Origin of the sequence: Levilactobacillus suantsaii (genome assembly GCF_004115745.1) — a bacterium.
In the GTDB taxonomy this organism is placed as follows: domain Bacteria; phylum Bacillota; class Bacilli; order Lactobacillales; family Lactobacillaceae; genus Levilactobacillus; species Levilactobacillus suantsaii.
Genome location: NZ_QXIL01000010.1, coordinates 1 through 16,738 on the forward strand (window position 1 = coordinate 1; position 16,738 = coordinate 16,738).

A 16,738-nucleotide genomic window follows, 5' to 3' on the forward strand; every position below is an offset into this window, starting at 1 on the left:
AAGCGAATTGACTTCGCAAATATTGTTTGGGTTTGAATAAATTCAAACCGCCCTACACATATTTGGTTTGTCGAAACAATGTTCAGTTTTCAAAGGTCTACTCGTTATCCGCCGAAGCAAACAACTTAATCATCATACCATTTAGCTGATATGCTTGTCAACAAGAAGTTTGATTTGACAACGTTTCTCGCTGATTCGTCATCGCCAAGCGACAACTTAATTAGAATAACATTTCGTTATCATTTCGTCAACAACTAATTTCAATCATTCAAATTGGTCTAGTTAGTGACTCGTCGTGACAACGTGTATAACTATACCAAGCCTAGTCCACCACGTCAACCATAATTTGCAACAAATTGAAATTATTTTCAAACACGAACGCCCCGGCTGAAAACAAGTTTCTTCAGCCGGGGCGTTCGGAGAATTATCGATTATTTATCCCATGATGGTTCGTTATCATTTTTAAGACCGCCGTAAAAATCGGCTGCTCCCCAGAATTACTAGGACCACGACGCCGGCATTGACTGCCATGCACACCAGAAGCAAGCCACTATATCCAGCTGCCTGACCGATGAGCCAGCCACCAGCAACGGGACCCAAGGCCTTACCCAACGATGAGAACGCGTTGACTAATCCCTGGTATTTACCTTCATTACCGATCGTGTACGCATTGATTAACGCCGGCACCCCCGGAACGTAGACGGCTTCCCCGATGGTCAGCAGGGTCATCGCCGCAAACAGTCCACCAATTTGGTGTGCCGTACTTAATAGTAGAAACGACCCACTAATGGCCACCAAGCCGCCGATGATTTGCCAAGGGAGTGAGCGTAAGCGACTGACCCGCGCCATCGCACCTTGAACAAGAATCAACAACAACCCGTTATAGACCCACAAATGGCTGTAAACACTCACGCTTAAGCCTAAATTTTGGATATAGATAGAAACGTTGCTCATCCATTGTGCATAAGTCCCCCACATCAGCACCAGACTAATCAACAGGACGCCTAGGGTCAAACGGCCTAAGCGTCGGCGGTTAGTCGGTCGGTTAGCTTGCTCGGCAGAAGGGTCTGCTACCGGTTGGCCACTCACCGTTAACCGGTCAGCATAACGCTCCCATAAAATTGTCGCTAACCCGTAGCAAACCAGTAATAGGCTGAAAATGGGCCGTAAGCTTCGATGAAACAATACCCCAATACTGGCTGTCCCCACAACGAGTCCCAGATTAATGAAAATATACAGCAAATTAAAGAGTCGTCCGTTAGCCCGGCTGAGTTGGGCCGTCAGCGTCGTGATCAAGGTGAGCATCCCCCCGGTCAATAGGCCAAACACAATCAAAACGACCGGGTAGCCCCACACGTTGTTCCACCATAGCCCAACCAGTGCATCGGCAATCAATGCCACCAGTAACGCCAGACCGACTCGTTTGACGGCGTATCGGTCCCCCAACAGACCGCCTAAATAGCCGCCCAGCACGTTGCAACCCGAATACGCCGCCAGGATCCAGCCGCTGGTCACCAGCGACAATTGCAGATCATTATGCAGATAAATGGTCGTCAGTGGCCACATCACGCTATAGGCCGTATTGATCAATAGCCCTAAAACGAGTAACGGCCAAACTTGGCGTCCGAGCTTCAACATCCCAATCCCCTCCTAACGTTAGCCATTAGCCTAACATGTTCTTTTCCGTCTGTCTAACGTCCCCAATCGTCTGTCCCGACCGCCAGGGGTTGCTTATTCGACGAAAATCGACTAAATTTAAGGGAGGTCTGGGTTCAATCGTTTTTTCAATTGAGCCACTACTTATATAGGAGGATACAAAATGGGTAACAACCAAAAGAAGAATACCGCACAACCCGATTTGAACGACCAAATGCAGGTTCGTCGCGATAAAATGGATCATCTTCGTGAGGAAGGCATTGCCCCCTTCGGTCACCGTTTCGACCGGAGCGACAATGCTAAGTCCGTCAACGAAAAGTTCGACCAGTTCACTAAGGAAGACTTGATGGATGATAAGCACTACGTCACACTCGCGGGCCGGATCACCGGTAAACGCGGCAGTGGTAAGGCTGGCTTCATAGACTTGCTTGACCGGACGGGCGTTATCCAGGGGTACGCACGCCAGGACGAACTTGGCGAAGACACCTACGACCTCTTCAAGTCACTCGACTTAGGGGACTTCATCGGGGTCAAAGCTTACGTCATCAAGACTAACACCGGCGCCTTAACGCTGCGGATCACGGAATTAACCTTCCTGTCCAAAGCCCTCCGGCCATTACCCGACAAGTGGCATGGCTTGACTGATAAGGAAACCATTTACCGGAAGCGGTACTTGGATCTGATTTCTAACCGGGACAGTTTCGACCGGTTCATCAAGGTCGCTCAAATCAAGAAGGCTATTCGTGAATACTTGGACAACAACGGCTACCTCGAAGTCGACACCCCTGTCTTACAAACGGCAGCTGGTGGGGCCGAAGCCCGGCCATTCATCACCAAGTCCAACGCTTTTGATATTCCGTTGTACCTGCGAATTGCTACGGAGCTGTACTTGAAGCGCCTGATTGTCGGCGGTTACGAAAAGGTCTACGAATTGGGCAAAGACTTCCGGAACGAGGGGACTGATGTTCGTCACAACCCCGAATTCAACATGGTCGAAGTGTATACCGCTTATACCGACTACACCGATGTCATGGACTTAACTGAAAACATCTTCCGTTACACCGCTAACAAGGTCAACGGTTCCGGTAAATTAACGTTCCAGGGCCAAGACCTCGACTTAGACCAACCCTTCAAGCGCCAACACATGGTCGACGCCATCAAGGAAGTCACCGGCATCGATTTCTGGCAACCAATGTCCGTTGACCAGGCTAAAAAGCTGGCTGACGACAACAACATCCATTACGAAGACTACTGGACGGTCGGCCACATCATCAACGCCTTCTTCGAAGAAAAGGTCCAAGACACCTTGACTCAACCGACGTTCATCTACGGTCACCCGGTTGAAATCTCACCGCTAGCCAAGAAGAACGCCAAGGATCCTCGATTCACTGATCGGTTCGAATTGTACATTGTCGGCAACGAATACGGTAACGCCTTTACCGAATTGAACGACCCTATCGACCAACGGCAACGGTTCGAAGCTCAAGACGCTGAACGCAGTGCCGGAAACGAAGAAGCCCACGGCATCGATGACGATTACCTGGAAGCCATGGAATACGGCATGCCGCCTACTGGTGGTTTAGGAATCGGAATCGACCGGATGACCATGTTATTGACCGACTCGACATCCATCCGTGACGTGATGCTCTTCCCAACCATGCGTCCGAACGACTAAGCACGAAAAGAGGCAACTGTATTGAGAGCATCCCAATTGATCACGTTGCTGCGTGAGCATGATTTGTACCGGGGCACGACCGCCCCACTGGCCGCTGAGACCACGTTCGCTGACCTGGGTTACGATTCCCGTAAAATTGGGGCTGACGGCTTGTTCGTTTGCAAAGGGTTGAATTTTTCGTCCCAGTACCTGCAACAAGCCGTCGCCAACGGGGCCAGCGCCTATTTGGCCGAACAAGATTACCATGACCAAGTGACGGTCCCCGGCATTTTGGTCAGTGACGTGCGCAAAGCCCTGTCGTTAGCAGCCCAATTATACTTTGGGTTCCCCCAAAACGACTTGTTCGTGATTGGGTACACCGGCACCAAAGGTAAAACCACGTCGACTTACTTGACCCACCAAATTCTCAGCCAAACGGCACCGGGCAAAGTCGCCATGTTTTCGACGATCAACCACATCATCGGTAACCGACCGGAGGACCAGTTCAAGGCCCACCTGACCACGGCGGAATCCTTCGACCTGTTCCACGAAATGCGGCAGGCCGTCGACAACGGGCAAACGATTCTGGTCATGGAAGTGGCTTCACAGGCTTACCTGTTGCACCGGGTCTACGGGTTAACCTTCGATGTGGGCATTTTCTTGAACATCTCGCCCGATCACATCGGCGTCAACGAACACCCGAATTTCGCCAACTACCTCTTATGTAAGCAACAGTTGTTGTTGAATTCGAAGGCTTGCATCATCAACGCCGACACGGCTCACTTCGACGAGGTCTATGCCGCCGCCAAAGTCTCTACCGACCCCAGTCGTATCTGGACTTACGGGGTCGACCAGGACCAGGCGACCGTCTCGATTCACCCGCAGCAAAATACCCTGACCGCTAGTGAGTTCACCCTCACGGTCAACCCGGCAGTGAGCGAGTTGGCTTCATTAGCGGTCGACTACCACGTGTCCATGCCGGGGGATTTCAATCAGGGCAACGCTACGGCGGCCATCCTGGCAAGCTTGCTTGCCGGGGCGACCGTACCGCAGATGCAAACGGGGCTGGCCCACACGCGGGTCCCCGGTCGCATGGAATCCATCACGACCAGACACCATGGCACGGTCTACATCGACTACGCTCACGATTGGGGGAGCATGAACGCCCTGTTGCACTTCTTGCACACTCAATTCACCGACCACCGCATCGTGGTGGTCTTGGGCAGTACCGGTGACAAGGGTGAAGACCGGCGCGAAGGCTTTGCCAAGGCCCTCAACGCTTACGCCACCGCCGCGGTGTTGACCGCTGACGATCCGGGTCACGAAGACCCGCAAGCGATCGCCGAACAAATCGATCAGCGCATCGACCACCAGGCCGTGCATACGACCTACATCGCTGATCGTGAAGCCGCGATTCGTCACGCCATCACCCACGCGACCAACGACGATTTAGTGGTCCTCGCGGGAAAGGGTCAAGACGCCTACCAAAAGATCAACGGCGTCGACACCCCGTATGATTCTGATCCCGTGGTGGCCCACCGGGTCATCGCCAGTCTGCCTGACGAACACGCTTAACTAACCGAATTGACGTTTAACCAGAGCCCGAGCTTAGTCTCGGGCTCTTTTTTGGACTTTTTTCGGTTTTAAGTTACCTGATGTTATAAAAAATATCATGGATTACGGCATATCTTGTTTTTGATGACCTCGTTGCTGAACTTTTTCGGGGTTCAGTCCCGCTTTTAGGGGCCAAGTTACGTCTAAAGCTCCTTAAATGAGTTGAATCTGAGAATTCAGCTTGTAGTTTATCAGAAATGATGTTATATTTTATGACATAAGGTGCTAAGTAGGAGGTTATTCACCATGAAGAAATGGCAAGTTGCCGTGATTGTGTTGCTCGCCACGTTGGGTAGTTGGGTCGGTTTAGCCACCCAAGCCCACGCCGCGAAATACACCATCGCCACGGATACGACGTTCGCCCCGTTTGAATTTCAAGTCAAGGGCGGTAAGTACAAGGGAATCGATATCGACCTGTTGCAGGCCATCGCCAAAAAGGAACACTTTACATACCAGCTGAAGGCGCTCAGTTTCAACGCCGCCGTCCAGCAGCTTAGTGCCAATCAGGTCGATGGGGTCATCGCCGGGATGAACATCACGTCCGCCCGCAAGGCGACTTTCGACTTCTCCAAGCCCTACTATTCATCCGGGGTCGTGATGGCGGTCACCAAGGACAGTTCCGTCAAGAACTTTAAGCAGCTCAAAGGAAAAACCGTCGCCTTAAAGACTGGGACCGCCGGCGCCACGTTCGGAAAATCGATTCAGGCCAAGTACGGCTTTAAGATCAAATACTTCAACGACTCGAATACCATGTACAACGACGTTAAAGTCGGTAATTCAGTTGCCTGCTTCGAAGATTACCCGGTCATGTCATACGGCATCAAAAACGGCATCCCGTTAAAGATCGTTTCCAAGCAACACGAGGCTGGTGACTACGGGTTTGCCGTGAAAAAGGGTAAAAACGCCGCGTTACTTAAAAAATTCAACGCTGGGTTAGCCGCTATTAAAGCCGACGGGACCTATCAAAAGATTTTGAACCGTTACCTGCACGCCAAGGAATCGTCCATCACCGGCGAGACCGCCAGCAGCCGGACCTTCTTCGGCTTGTTCAGTCAAAACCTCAACACCCTGGGCAAGGGGCTATGGATGACCATGGAACTGACCATCATCTCCATCATTCTGGCCACGATTCTCGGCTTGATTCTCGGAGTCTTAGGCGTCATGCCGGGGAAACTCGGTCCGGCCATCTCCAGTACCCTCATCTATATTTTCCGGGGGATGCCGTTGATGGTCCTGGCATTCTTCATTTACATCGGGATTCCCGACCTGATCGGCCATGGGTTCAAAATCCCGGCCTTCATTGCCGGGATGATTACCCTGATGTTGAACGAAGGGGCCTATACCGGAGCCTTCGTCAAAGGGGGATTTCAAGCCGTTGATGCGGGACAAATGGAAGCGGCCCGTTCACTCGGATTACCCTACTGGAAGGCTATGCGCAAGGTCGTCATGCCCCAGGGGATTCGCATCATGATTCCATCGTTTATCAATCAGTTCATTATTACGTTAAAGGATACGTCGATTCTGTCAGTCATCGGGATTGTCGAACTGACCCAGACCGGGACATTGATTATCGCCCGTAACTTCGAAGGGTTCAAAATTTGGCTGATGATCGCCATCATCTACCTGATCATCATCACCCTGCTGACGTGGCTGTCGAATTGGGTTCAAAGGAGGATTAACTAATCATGAGTGATCATACAGTAAAGGTTCGCGTGACCGATCTACACAAAAGCTACGGCGACACCGAGGTCTTAAAGGGCCTCAACCTCGAAGTCCAAGATAACGAGGTCGTCTGCATGATTGGCCCGTCCGGGTCTGGAAAAAGTACCTTCTTGCGGTGTTTGACTGACCTGGAAATGCCGACTAAGGGCCAGGTCATTATCAACGACCACGACCTTTCCGATGCCAAGACCAATCTCAATCTGGTGCGGGAAAATATCGGCATGGTCTTTCAACACTTCAACCTTTTCCCTCACCTCACCGTGTTGCAAAACATCACGTTGGCTCCGATTCAACTGAAGAAAATGACTCCGAGTGAAGCGGAGGCTAGCGCCCGAGAACTCTTGGCCCAGGTGGGATTAGCCGACAAGGCGGATGTGAAACCAAACTCCCTGTCCGGCGGCCAACAACAACGGGTGGCTATCGCCCGGGCACTTGCGATGCACCCCAAGATCATGTTATTCGACGAACCCACGTCCGCTTTGGATCCCGAAATGGTCGGTGACGTGTTGGGAGTCATGAAGCAATTGGCCCAGGATGGGATGACCATGATCGTGGTGACTCACGAAATGGGCTTTGCCAAGGAAGTCGCCGACCGGGTCGTCTTTATGGCTGATGGCTTGATTCAGGAAAGTGGCACGCCAGCACACATCTTTGAACACCCGCAAAACCCACGACTCCAGGATTTCCTACAAAAAGTCATCAACGTTTAAGCGCCAGCATCACGAGACTAAAAGACGCATCTGCAAGCTTCACTGCCTGTAGATGCGTCTTTTTCAATTTCGTTTAAGTTTACGATTCGAACTGAAGAATCTGCTTGGAGCGACCGATCCCCGGATCGACCTTCACGTCCCCCAATTGCAAAGCGTATACCACCAGTGTCGAGCCAATCTTATCCCAAACTTGTTGGTAGTGCGGGACGCTCTGCAAGTACAACGGTAACAAGTCCACCATGGTTTTGGTCGACCGGTGAAGTTGCACGTGACGAGCCCGCAAGTACGGGTTGCCGGGCGTCCCGTTGTCGGGCACCGTGATGATGGCCACGTCAGGATCCTGATCATAGATGGTCACGGCCTCACTAGTTTTGACCGATGAAAAGTACAAGGTGTCGGGTTGGGACTCATCCCAGACAAAATTAACGATTTTAACGTCGGCTTGGCCCGCCAATGACGTGCCGAGCGCCAACTTATTGGTCGTGGCCTTGACCTCTTTGAACAGTGTCAGATCCATCAGACGAAACTTCCCTTCATTGCTTTAGATTAGACTTTAAGTGTACCACAACCACCGGCAACCACGGGAACGTTTGTTCATAATTTTACCCTACCGTCGACGCCGTTTGCGACTAAAGGCCGGCCGCTTACCGCGGTGCTTGACGGTCTTCAACTGTTGATCGGTCGCAAAGAGTTCTCGACCTAACGTTGGGTGGGTCCGCAGATACGACTGGGTGAATTGGTCCACGGCCGCTTTATCTTGGATGTCGATACCTTCGCGTTGCATGGCCGTCGTGACCTGGTCGAAGAAGGCTTCCATCTTAGGATCATACATGGTGACTAGCGCCGTGTGATGAGTCCGCACCCACTCAATCAAATCCTGAGCATGCGGCAATCCGTCATCACTAGCCGCCAAGTAACTAAAGAGTTCGGTCAACGCAAACGGAATCAGCTGATACAGCCCCGCCACACGTTGTTCTTTAGCTAGTAAGTGGGTAAATGGCCCAAACATCACGGCGGATAAAGCATCGGTTTGCCACTCCGTCACCGATAGATGTTTACCTGTCAAGAGAAGTTCAGCCACCGCGTGGACGATATCACCAAAGTAACGTTGGTCAGTGGTACTCAGGTTAGCCACCTGCGGCATTCGTTGCATGTCCTGGACCCAGCCCTCCACTTCGGCGACCACGTTTTCGTAGGCGTGCTGCTCCTGGTTGACCTCAGTGGCCGCGTGTTTTTCGACCAATTGGGGCCGGGCTGCCGTCAAAGCTTGTTTCAAAGCCGGCCAATCACGACCGACTTGGGGTTTGAGGTAGGCACTAAGTACCGGGACCACCGCCACAAAGTAGTTATGCGGTTGCTCGACGCTCAGGGGTAAAGCGGTCAACGCCGCCGTGAGCCCCGTGGGTGTCCACGCCCGGGTGCTACCCGTCGTTTGTTGGTAAACGTGTAAAAAGTCGGTCAAAATTTGGGCCGCATAAGTTTGTTGGTTCTTAGACAACCGTGCTAACCGTTCCGGCGTCAAAAATTCGGCCGGGGTTAAGGGTGTCGTTGTCGGATCAGTTTCTGTCATGACTACAATTCCCCTTATCTAAATAGACTCGCCACCACGCAGGTCCGGTGATATCTCAACACCCAACGTGGTCGTGTTTCCTGGTCCCCATTATACGCGGTCGCCTCACTTTTGCCCAATCTACTCCGCTTCGGCTGGTAAAGAAAGCCCTAAATCGGGGGCCTTTCCGAGGATTTTTCAAGACAAACGCGGCCAAGTCAGTTATATTAGAGTTTCGGAAACTTATCGGAAAGGAAGACTAATACTAATGGATGATGTTGTGATTCTAAGCGCCGTGCGGACGCCTATCGGCAAGTTCGGCCGCAACTTTAAACACGTGTCGGCCGTCGAACTCGGGACCATCGCCGCTCGCGCCGCCGTTGAGGCCAGTGGCGTCGACCCCACTACGATTCAACAGGGCATCTTTGGCACGGTCTTGCAAGCTGGTTTGGGGCAGAACCTAGCTCGCCAGGTCAGTTTAAACGCCGGACTGGACGTCCGCAGTACCGCCATGACCGTCAACCAGGTCTGCGGCTCAAGTCTCAAGGCGATTCGCCTGGGCCAAACTGCCATTATGATGGGGGATGCCGACACCGTTCTGGTCGGGGGTGCCGAGAACATGAGTCAGGTCCCCTACCTGGACACGGAGAACCGCTGGGGTCATAAGATGGGCGACGAGACCCTGATCGATGGTTTGCTCAGTGACGGATTGATGGACGCCTTCAACCAAACGCCGATGGGCATCACGGCCGAAAACGTCGCGACAGAATTCCACGTCAGCCGGGCCGAACAAGACGCCTTTGCGTTGCGTTCGCAACAACGCGCCGCCCAGGCCCAAGCCGACCACCGTTTCGACGCCGAAATCGTCCCCGTTACCGTGGGCGACCACCAGGTGACCACCGACGAAGCCGTCCGGACCGACACCTCGGCAGCCAAACTGGCGGCATTAAAGCCCGCCTTCAAACCGGATGGGACCGTCACGGCCGGGAACGCCGCCGGGCTCAACGACGGGGCCGCCGCCATGGTCCTAATGCGCCGCTCCACCGCCGAAGCCGCCGGGTTGCCCTACTTGGCCGTGCTCAAAGCCTACCACGAAAGCGGCATCGACCCAGCCTTGATGGGCTACGCACCAACTTACGCGATTCAAGCGGCCTTGGACCAACAACACTGGACGGTCGCCGACCTTGACCGCATCGAACTCAACGAGGCCTTTGCCGCCCAGTCCGTTGCGATTGCGCGCGACTTAAAACTCCCTAGCGACAAATTGAACGTCAACGGGGGCGGCATCGCTTTAGGCCACCCATTAGGCGCTTCGGGGACCCGCATCGTGGTCACCCTCTTGCATGACCTGATGCGTAACGACCTCCACCGGGGTCTCGCCGCACTCTGCGTTGGCGGTGGCATGGGCATCGCCCTTTTGATTGAACGCCCCTAGGCTTCTGGTATAATGGCTTTAAAGTACCTCTCGGGAAGGAAGTTCAGCCATGCTGACTGCGGATTTTGACGTCAAAATAAAACTTATCATTTTAACCAGTATCGCTATCGTGGTCCTGGCCCTCATCGTCGGCCGACTATGGATCAAGGCGGGCCACTTCACCCGCTACTTTAGCGGCGTGCTAGCGGTCATCGTGGTCCTGTGCTTCATCTTAGGATCACTACTGCTGATTCACCAGTAACCAAAAACAACCAGGAAGCGGGTCTGAGGATTACTCAGATCCGCTTTCTGGTTGTTCAAGGAGGCTTTAGGCCCCTAATTGCCACTCTCCCATTCGTCACCGGGGTGCACCGGCTTCGAAGCTGGGTCTTCCTTAGTGGCTGGGGCCGCTGTTGACGTTGTGTCAGAAAAAATTTTGAACATCACCTTGCTAAAGAGGTTCGACCCGTACGCGATGAAGAAGATGCCCATCCAAAGCTGAACCGACGACATCCTCAAACTGCAAAACAGGGTAAAAAGTCGACACCAACTGCGGAATCCCATCACTCTTTGGTCAGACGGCGTTTCATGGGGCGCACTCCTTTAGCAGATTGCGCCAGCAGCCACCCCCATTAACTTGTCACCAAACTTATTACTCTTAGTATAACACAAATGTAAGCGCTTACTATTACCGCTAAGAGCTATCTTTAGTTCTCCCCGTTATCCTTTGCGGCTAAATTTCTCTAGTTCGTTGGCGTTTAGCCCCAAAAGAACGCCCAAAAGCCCGCCATTTTTATCCACAAACGTGTAAAATAAAAAGTAAGGGGTTACATTTAGAGAACTAGGAGGAATTCGATGACCACCACTGTCGCAGATCTACAATTATTACCAGCTTTTCGTCCCACCCACTTGATTGCGGGAAAACGGGGCCGCCAGAATCCGGTCGCCAACATCGCCTTATTAGGGGACCAACAAACGCCCAACGACATGGCGCCCCACGAAATACTGGTGACATCGCTACAGGAATTTTACCAGACCTCACCTCAGAGACTCAACCTCTTTTTGACGGCATTAACACAAAGCCAGTGTAGCGCAATAATTGTTCGTTTGACCGACTTTAACTTTACATCTGCCATTCCCCACGCACTCATCACCACTTGCCAGCAACACGACCTCCCCTTATTCACACTCCCCCGCGAGAGTGACTACAACGACCTCTTCCTAGCGGTCACCCAACGACTCTTCGCCGATAAGCAACGATTGTTGGACCAATACAAGAAGCTCAACCAACACTTCGTCACCCAAGCCGCTCAGGACGGCTCGCAACAAGCCGTCCTTGAGACCTTGGCCAGCCTAATTCATAATCCGGTGGTTCTCTTTCGCTTGCACGCTGGTCGGGAAGAACCGCTCGTGAAAAGTACCGATGTCACCATCCCGCTGGACCGTGTTCAGATCAACGACCGTCAGCTAGCGACCGTTCCCGCCGAGGTCAGCCACACGTACTTTCGAGCGCCCGTGGCCCAAACGACTAGCCAACAACTTCTGGTGAAATTGCCTCATCAAACGTTGCCCCCGCACTACTTGGGAGTTTTCGCCCAAAACCAAGCCATTACCGACGTGGACTTCATGGCAATCGAAAACGCCCTTAACTTCCTACAACTGGCTAGTTTGCAACAGACCACCTGGACCCAGGCCCAGCAGAGCTACGACAACGATCTGATCGACGACCTGTTCGCCGGAAACCTGACTCAACCGGGGACTCTCAACCAAGCATTAACCCACTTCCATCTGGATGCTGACCAGCATTATCGCCTAGTGTTGGTCCAGTGTCGCACCGCTGCGGCCCAAACAGCGGACGCCTTCAGTCAACAGCCCACCGTAGCCCACCGCATTCTGACGTTTATTCGCCAACACTGGGTCCCCGTTTTGACTCGAATCCGGCCCGATCGCATCCTCGTGGCGTTACCCGTAACTACTGCTCTAGCCGACTTGAAACGTCCCTTACAACGGTGGCTACAAACCGCTACAGCCAGTGATTACCAAGTCGGCATCAGCACCCCGAGTCTTCCGAGAAACTTCGGAACAGCCGTCGCTCAGACCGTTAAAACCGTCCAACTTGCCGACGCCCTGTTGCCCAAAGCCCGGGTAGTGACTCTAAACGACCTGGGGTTCTACCGGTGCTTATTACCCCTCACTAATCCGGCGGACCTCCGTGCCTTGGTGCCCGAAGAACTCCTGGACTTGAATACCCAGCACCCCGAACTTTACCGGACTTTAACGACCTATTTCGCCCATAACCACAGCATTAAGGACAGTGCGGCGGCCCTCTATATCCATCCCAAGACCATGAGCTATCGACTAAATAAGATCAAACGGCTCACGACTCTCGATTTTACGGATGCAGAGAACCTCTTCATGGCTAACGTGGGGTGCCACATCTTGAATTTGGTGACCCAGCATGTCCTGTCCTAAACTGGCACGCCTGCTTTTCGCCCCGTCTAGTGAATACAATCACATAGATATTCAATCCCCATATATCTCGTCGTTTTCGCTAAATTTAATCTGCATTATTCTATATATCTATGATATACTTACTTTGCATTCCTCTAGTCTTTCAGTTCAGCATGGCGGTTGACGTTTCGGCGCCCCCCACTGGGCGCAAGGCTAGTCGTTATAGTCCACCCAACGATGTAAGCGCTGTCTATAACTTGTTCACCGTTGACTTGTGCACCATTGAATTTTGAGGTTGGCTTTAACGATTTTCGCTCAGATGAGTTCGCAGCCCCGCACAGGACGACCTGTGGGCGGAAACGCCACCACTGCCATTCCAGTGACCTGGTCACTGCAACCTAAAAGGAAGTCGTTATTATGCATAGAATACTTGTTGCCGACAGTCTCGAAATCGTTCGGACTGGTCTCACCTACTTAGTCGATCAACAACCCCAGTTCCAAGTCGTCGCCCAAACGCATAACGGGACGGATACCTTTATGCGCGTCGAGCAGGGCGACGTGGACATCGTCATCATGGGTCTGAACATGCCTGGTGAAAACGCGTTGTTGACCATTCGACGGCTCCATGACCTTTCGCCACGGGTCGCCATTTTGATTTTAACCGTCCACGAGGAGCAGGACTATATCGTCCAGGCCCTCCAGAATGGGGCCAGCGCCTACATTCTCAAGCGCTCGCCCAACTACCAAATCGTGACGGCCTTGCGGGCACTGGCTCGTCACGAAAAGTGTCTCGACCCAAACATCGTGCTGCAACCCGAGAGCATCACTCAACTGAACCACCAGCATTTCCACGCCCAGGTGACCGGTTACGACGCTCTCTCCAAGCGTGAACGGGAGGTGTTTCCGCTCATCACATTGGGGTACGGCAACAAGGAAGTCGCTGAGCGCCTGTGTATCTCGACCAAGACCGTGGAAGCCCACAAGGCCAACATCATGCGTAAGCTATCGCTTAACGGCCACGTTGATTTAGTTCACTACGCGCTACACCACCACCTGGTCAATTTATGAGGTCTCCAAACTTAAAACGCGTTTCTCAAGCGAGACTTGAGAAACGCGTTTTTTATTAACCAATGTCACTTTTCGGGCTGCGCCTTCATTTGGGGCTCTTGGCCCGGCGTCAGTAACGGCTTAGTGGCCTTACCAGTGCTGGTTTGCCGCACCTGATTGCGCATCGCTGCCACCTTGACTTCGATCACTTCATTGCGGTTGAGCCGCGCGAACGCCAAGGCTTCATCCAACAACTGGGAAACCACCGTTTGGGACCGGTGCTCCGCAAGCGCATTTTGCGCGGCTAAGAACTTCAGCCGCGGTAAGTAGTAGGTCACGTGGTGGTCCGAGCACATGTTCAACCCCGAGTTGATAAGCTGATTACTCAACTTGTAATTCGTGTCGCCCGCGTAAAATTCCGCGGTGTAGTAAATTAGCGTCAACACCCGTAGATGATAATTATTTTCCCGGGTGGCCGCAACCGTGGGCTCCAAGTGCCGCAAGTAGTGCCGGACCTTTTCAAAGTAAAAGACGGCTTGGTCGTGTTCTTGGCGCCGGGCATACAGAATCCCCGACCCCAGAAAGGCCAGCTGGGTCATAATCGTCTGGTGGCGTTCATCGAGGTCGTTTAAAATCCGCGAGAAGTCGAACAACACCTTATCCGGTTGACGGTTCACCAGCGTATTCACGATCCCCCGTAGGTAATAGAATTGCATCTTCAACGGAATCGCATCCAGTTGCGTCACGTTGATTTTAGCCAACCCCCGTAAAACGCGCCGGTAGTCTTCGGTCATCAACTCTTCCTCGACCGTGTCGAGCGCCTGCGCTAACCGCGACGCCGTCTCCTCTTGGTCCTGATAGAGTTCGTCGACCGTCAGGCCTAACCGCGCACACAACCGACTCAGAATCGTCAGGGACGGAATCCGGTTATTATTCTCAAATTTACTAAGAGTCGCCTGCGTACAAATGCCCTCGCAGAGCTTCACCTGCGATAACTTGAGTGCTTTTCGGCGATCGATAAAAACGTCGATGTCCACGTGCTCACCTCATTATTCGTGTAGTTCTAACGCGACCTTGGCGTAACGACTCATGTTGGAGAGGTCCCACGCAGGTTCCCACACCAAGTTGATCGCACAAGTATGAACTGCCGGCACCTGAGTGACCGCCTGCCGAATGCTATCGGCCAAGAGGTTCCCAATCGGACACCCCATAGTCGTCAGGGTCATCGTTAAAGTACAGTTACCGTCGTCCGTCACGTCTACCCCGTAAATTAAGCCGAGGTTCACAATATCCACACCAAGTTCGGGGTCGATGACGGTTTCAAGCTGTTTCAAAACCGCCTCTTCCACCGGTGACTTAGTCTTCACAACTGGTTGTGCCATAGTTTTTCCCACCTTTTGAGGTCTGCTAAACCAATCACAAACGTTGTTAGTTTAATTGTAATTGGTTTGCCCGCCGCTGACAAGCAATCGCCACACCCAGTGAGGCTTTTCAGCGACATCAACGTCATCTTTTTACCCAATGGACCCTTCCATCTCAAAACTGATCAAGCGGTTCAATTCGACCGCGTATTCCATCGGGAGCTGCTTGGTAAACGGCTCCACGAAGCCCATAATGATCATTTCCGTGGCCTTGGCTTCGGAAATTCCCCGGCTCATCAAGTAGTAGAGCTGGGTCTCCGAAATCTTCGACACCTTGGCCTCGTGTTCCATGGCCACGTTCGAGTTATAAATTTCATTATATGGAATTGTATCCGAGGACGACTGGTCATCCATGATGATGGTGTCACACTCCACGTGGGCTTTCGAGCCATCGGAATGTTCACCAAAGCGGACGGTCCCGCGGTAATCGGTCGAGCCCCCAGTCTTAGAAATCGACTTGGAGACAATCGAACTCGACGTGTTCTTGGCGTTATGGATCATCCGGGCCCCGGAATCCTGGTGAATCCCGTTGCTGGCCACGGCAATCGATAACATGGTCCTGCGGGCACCTTTACCGTTCAAGTAGACGCTGGGGTACTTCATCGTGACCTTGGACCCTAGGTTCCCGTCGACCCACTCCATGGTGGCGTTCTCGGCGGCGGCCGCCCGCTTAGTCTCTAAACTGTAGACGTTATCCGACCAGTTTTGAATCGTGGTGTAGCGGCAATACGCGTCCTTTTCGACGTTGACTTCGACCACCGCGGCGTGCAGGCTATCCGACGAATAGTTCGGGGCGGTACACCCCTCGACGTAATCAATGCGGGCGCCCTCGTCGACTATAATCAAGGTCCGTTCAAACTGGCCCGAATTTTCCGCGTTCAACCGAAAATAAGCCTGAATCGGCGTCTTGGTCTGGACGCCCTTGGGCACGTAGATAAACGACCCGCCGGACCAGACCGCGGCGTTCAAAGCAGCGAACTTATTATCTGCGGGGTGAACCAGCTTCCCAAACCACTTCTTGAAGAGTTCTGGGTATTCCCGCAAAGCCGTATCAGTATCCGTAAAGATAATGCCCAGCTTAGCAAAGTCTTTTCGCATATTATGGTAGACCACTTCGGATTCATATTGGGCCGACGACCCAGCTAAGTATTTCCGTTCGGCTTCGGGAACCCCCAACCGATCAAAGGTCTTCTTGAGATCTTCCGGCACGTCCTTCCAATCTCGGTACTTCTTATCGGTCATTTTTTGATAGTACAGCATATCCTTCAAGTCGAGCTTAGACAGGTCCGGCCCGTAGTTCGGCATCGGCAATTTCTTGTAAATTTCGTAAGCGTGAAGCCGGTAGTCCAGCATCCACTTGGGTTCGTGCTTGGCCGCCGAAATTTGGCGAACCGTTTCTTCAGTGAGGCCCCGGCCCGTGGAATAGGCTGGCGTCACGTCATCGTGGAACCCGTATTCATAATCTTGATCTTGTTTGACCACATCTGGTACTTCTACCAT

Annotated in this window: 15 protein-coding genes; 8 read left to right on the forward strand and 7 right to left on the reverse strand. The window is 52.6% G+C overall.

Annotated elements, in window-relative coordinates; all coding sequences use genetic code 11:
• Positions 1–462: 462 nt before the first annotated feature.
• The gene (locus DXH47_RS06400) at positions 463–1,638 is read right to left on the reverse strand and encodes an MFS transporter (protein WP_129032534.1); all 1,176 of its coding nucleotides are present in this window, start codon (positions 1,636–1,638) and stop codon (positions 463–465) included.
• A 181-nt stretch (positions 1,639–1,819) separates the two neighbouring features.
• Between DXH47_RS06400 and lysS the strand changes: the two genes are divergently transcribed.
• From lysS to DXH47_RS06420, 4 genes are all read left to right on the forward strand, one after another.
• The gene (gene lysS, locus DXH47_RS06405; protein WP_129032535.1) at positions 1,820–3,331 is read left to right on the forward strand and encodes a lysine--tRNA ligase; all 1,512 of its coding nucleotides are present in this window, start codon (positions 1,820–1,822) and stop codon (positions 3,329–3,331) included.
• Between the two features lie 21 nt (positions 3,332–3,352).
• Complete coding sequence (locus DXH47_RS06410; protein ID WP_129032536.1) at positions 3,353–4,885, forward strand: UDP-N-acetylmuramoyl-L-alanyl-D-glutamate--2,6-diaminopimelate ligase; 1,533 nt, start codon at positions 3,353–3,355, stop codon at positions 4,883–4,885.
• 285 nt (positions 4,886–5,170) lie between these two features.
• Complete coding sequence (locus tag DXH47_RS06415; protein WP_129032537.1) at positions 5,171–6,607, forward strand: amino acid ABC transporter substrate-binding protein/permease; 1,437 nt, start codon at positions 5,171–5,173, stop codon at positions 6,605–6,607.
• Between the two features lie 2 nt (positions 6,608–6,609).
• Positions 6,610–7,356: an amino acid ABC transporter ATP-binding protein gene (locus DXH47_RS06420; RefSeq protein ID WP_129032538.1), complete on the forward strand. Its 747-nt coding sequence runs from the start codon at positions 6,610–6,612 to the stop codon at positions 7,354–7,356.
• A gap of 79 nt (positions 7,357–7,435) precedes the next feature.
• On the opposite strand, the gene DXH47_RS06425 is transcribed toward DXH47_RS06420, so the two are convergent.
• On the reverse strand, positions 7,436–7,873 hold the full coding sequence (locus tag DXH47_RS06425; RefSeq protein WP_129032539.1) for a pyridoxamine 5'-phosphate oxidase: 438 nt from the start codon (positions 7,871–7,873) through the stop codon (positions 7,436–7,438).
• Positions 7,874–7,963: 90 nt separating this feature from the next.
• On the reverse strand, positions 7,964–8,926 hold the full coding sequence (locus DXH47_RS06430; RefSeq protein WP_129032540.1) for a hypothetical protein: 963 nt from the start codon (positions 8,924–8,926) through the stop codon (positions 7,964–7,966).
• Between the two features lie 247 nt (positions 8,927–9,173).
• On the opposite strand from DXH47_RS06430, the gene DXH47_RS06435 reads away from it, so the two are divergent.
• The gene (locus tag DXH47_RS06435; protein WP_129032541.1) at positions 9,174–10,340 is read left to right on the forward strand and encodes an acetyl-CoA C-acyltransferase; all 1,167 of its coding nucleotides are present in this window, start codon (positions 9,174–9,176) and stop codon (positions 10,338–10,340) included.
• A 49-nt stretch (positions 10,341–10,389) separates the two neighbouring features.
• Positions 10,390–10,581, forward strand: coding sequence for a hypothetical protein (locus tag DXH47_RS06440; protein ID WP_129032542.1), 192 nt, complete (start codon positions 10,390–10,392; stop codon positions 10,579–10,581).
• Positions 10,582–10,655: 74 nt separating this feature from the next.
• On the opposite strand, the gene DXH47_RS11660 is transcribed toward DXH47_RS06440, so the two are convergent.
• A complete protein-coding gene (locus tag DXH47_RS11660) occupies positions 10,656–10,832 on the reverse strand; it encodes a hypothetical protein (RefSeq protein ID WP_170954972.1) in 177 nt (58 codons plus the stop codon).
• A gap of 342 nt (positions 10,833–11,174) precedes the next feature.
• Here DXH47_RS11660 and DXH47_RS06445 point away from each other — a divergent pair, with 342 nt between their 5' ends.
• The gene (locus DXH47_RS06445; RefSeq protein ID WP_129032543.1) at positions 11,175–12,791 is read left to right on the forward strand and encodes a helix-turn-helix domain-containing protein; all 1,617 of its coding nucleotides are present in this window, start codon (positions 11,175–11,177) and stop codon (positions 12,789–12,791) included.
• A gap of 396 nt (positions 12,792–13,187) precedes the next feature.
• The gene (locus DXH47_RS06450; RefSeq protein ID WP_129032544.1) at positions 13,188–13,838 is read left to right on the forward strand and encodes a response regulator; all 651 of its coding nucleotides are present in this window, start codon (positions 13,188–13,190) and stop codon (positions 13,836–13,838) included.
• A 65-nt stretch (positions 13,839–13,903) separates the two neighbouring features.
• On the opposite strand, the gene DXH47_RS06455 is transcribed toward DXH47_RS06450, so the two are convergent.
• From DXH47_RS06455 to sufB, 3 genes are all read right to left on the reverse strand, one after another.
• Positions 13,904–14,854: a helix-turn-helix domain-containing protein gene (locus tag DXH47_RS06455; protein WP_129032545.1), complete on the reverse strand. Its 951-nt coding sequence runs from the start codon at positions 14,852–14,854 to the stop codon at positions 13,904–13,906.
• A 12-nt stretch (positions 14,855–14,866) separates the two neighbouring features.
• Entirely contained in the window at positions 14,867–15,199 is a 333-nt protein-coding gene (locus tag DXH47_RS06460) for a metal-sulfur cluster assembly factor (RefSeq protein WP_129032546.1), read from the reverse strand.
• A gap of 132 nt (positions 15,200–15,331) precedes the next feature.
• Entirely contained in the window at positions 15,332–16,738 is a 1,407-nt protein-coding gene (gene sufB / locus DXH47_RS06465; RefSeq protein ID WP_129032547.1) for a Fe-S cluster assembly protein SufB, read from the reverse strand.

Bases quoted from the DNA above. Each gene is read 5' to 3' on its own strand.
- DXH47_RS06400 (WP_129032534.1), bottom strand. From the start codon at position 1,638: ATGTTGAAGCTCGGACGCCAAGTTTGGCCGTTACTCGTTTTAGGGCTA.
- lysS (WP_129032535.1), top strand. From the start codon at position 1,820: ATGGGTAACAACCAAAAGAAGAATACCGCACAACCCGATTTGAACGAC.
- DXH47_RS06415 (WP_129032537.1), top strand. From the start codon at position 5,171: ATGAAGAAATGGCAAGTTGCCGTGATTGTGTTGCTCGCCACGTTGGGT.
- DXH47_RS06420 (WP_129032538.1), top strand. From the start codon at position 6,610: ATGAGTGATCATACAGTAAAGGTTCGCGTGACCGATCTACACAAAAGC.
- DXH47_RS06425 (WP_129032539.1), bottom strand. From the start codon at position 7,873: ATGGATCTGACACTGTTCAAAGAGGTCAAGGCCACGACCAATAAGTTG.
- DXH47_RS06430 (WP_129032540.1), bottom strand. From the start codon at position 8,926: ATGACAGAAACTGATCCGACAACGACACCCTTAACCCCGGCCGAATTT.
- DXH47_RS06435 (WP_129032541.1), top strand. From the start codon at position 9,174: ATGGATGATGTTGTGATTCTAAGCGCCGTGCGGACGCCTATCGGCAAG.
- DXH47_RS06440 (WP_129032542.1), top strand. From the start codon at position 10,390: ATGCTGACTGCGGATTTTGACGTCAAAATAAAACTTATCATTTTAACC.
- DXH47_RS11660 (WP_170954972.1), bottom strand. From the start codon at position 10,832: ATGTCGTCGGTTCAGCTTTGGATGGGCATCTTCTTCATCGCGTACGGG.
- DXH47_RS06445 (WP_129032543.1), top strand. From the start codon at position 11,175: ATGACCACCACTGTCGCAGATCTACAATTATTACCAGCTTTTCGTCCC.
- DXH47_RS06450 (WP_129032544.1), top strand. From the start codon at position 13,188: ATGCATAGAATACTTGTTGCCGACAGTCTCGAAATCGTTCGGACTGGT.
- DXH47_RS06460 (WP_129032546.1), bottom strand. From the start codon at position 15,199: ATGGCACAACCAGTTGTGAAGACTAAGTCACCGGTGGAAGAGGCGGTT.
- sufB (WP_129032547.1), bottom strand. From the start codon at position 16,738: ATGGTAGAAGTACCAGATGTGGTCAAACAAGATCAAGATTATGAATAC.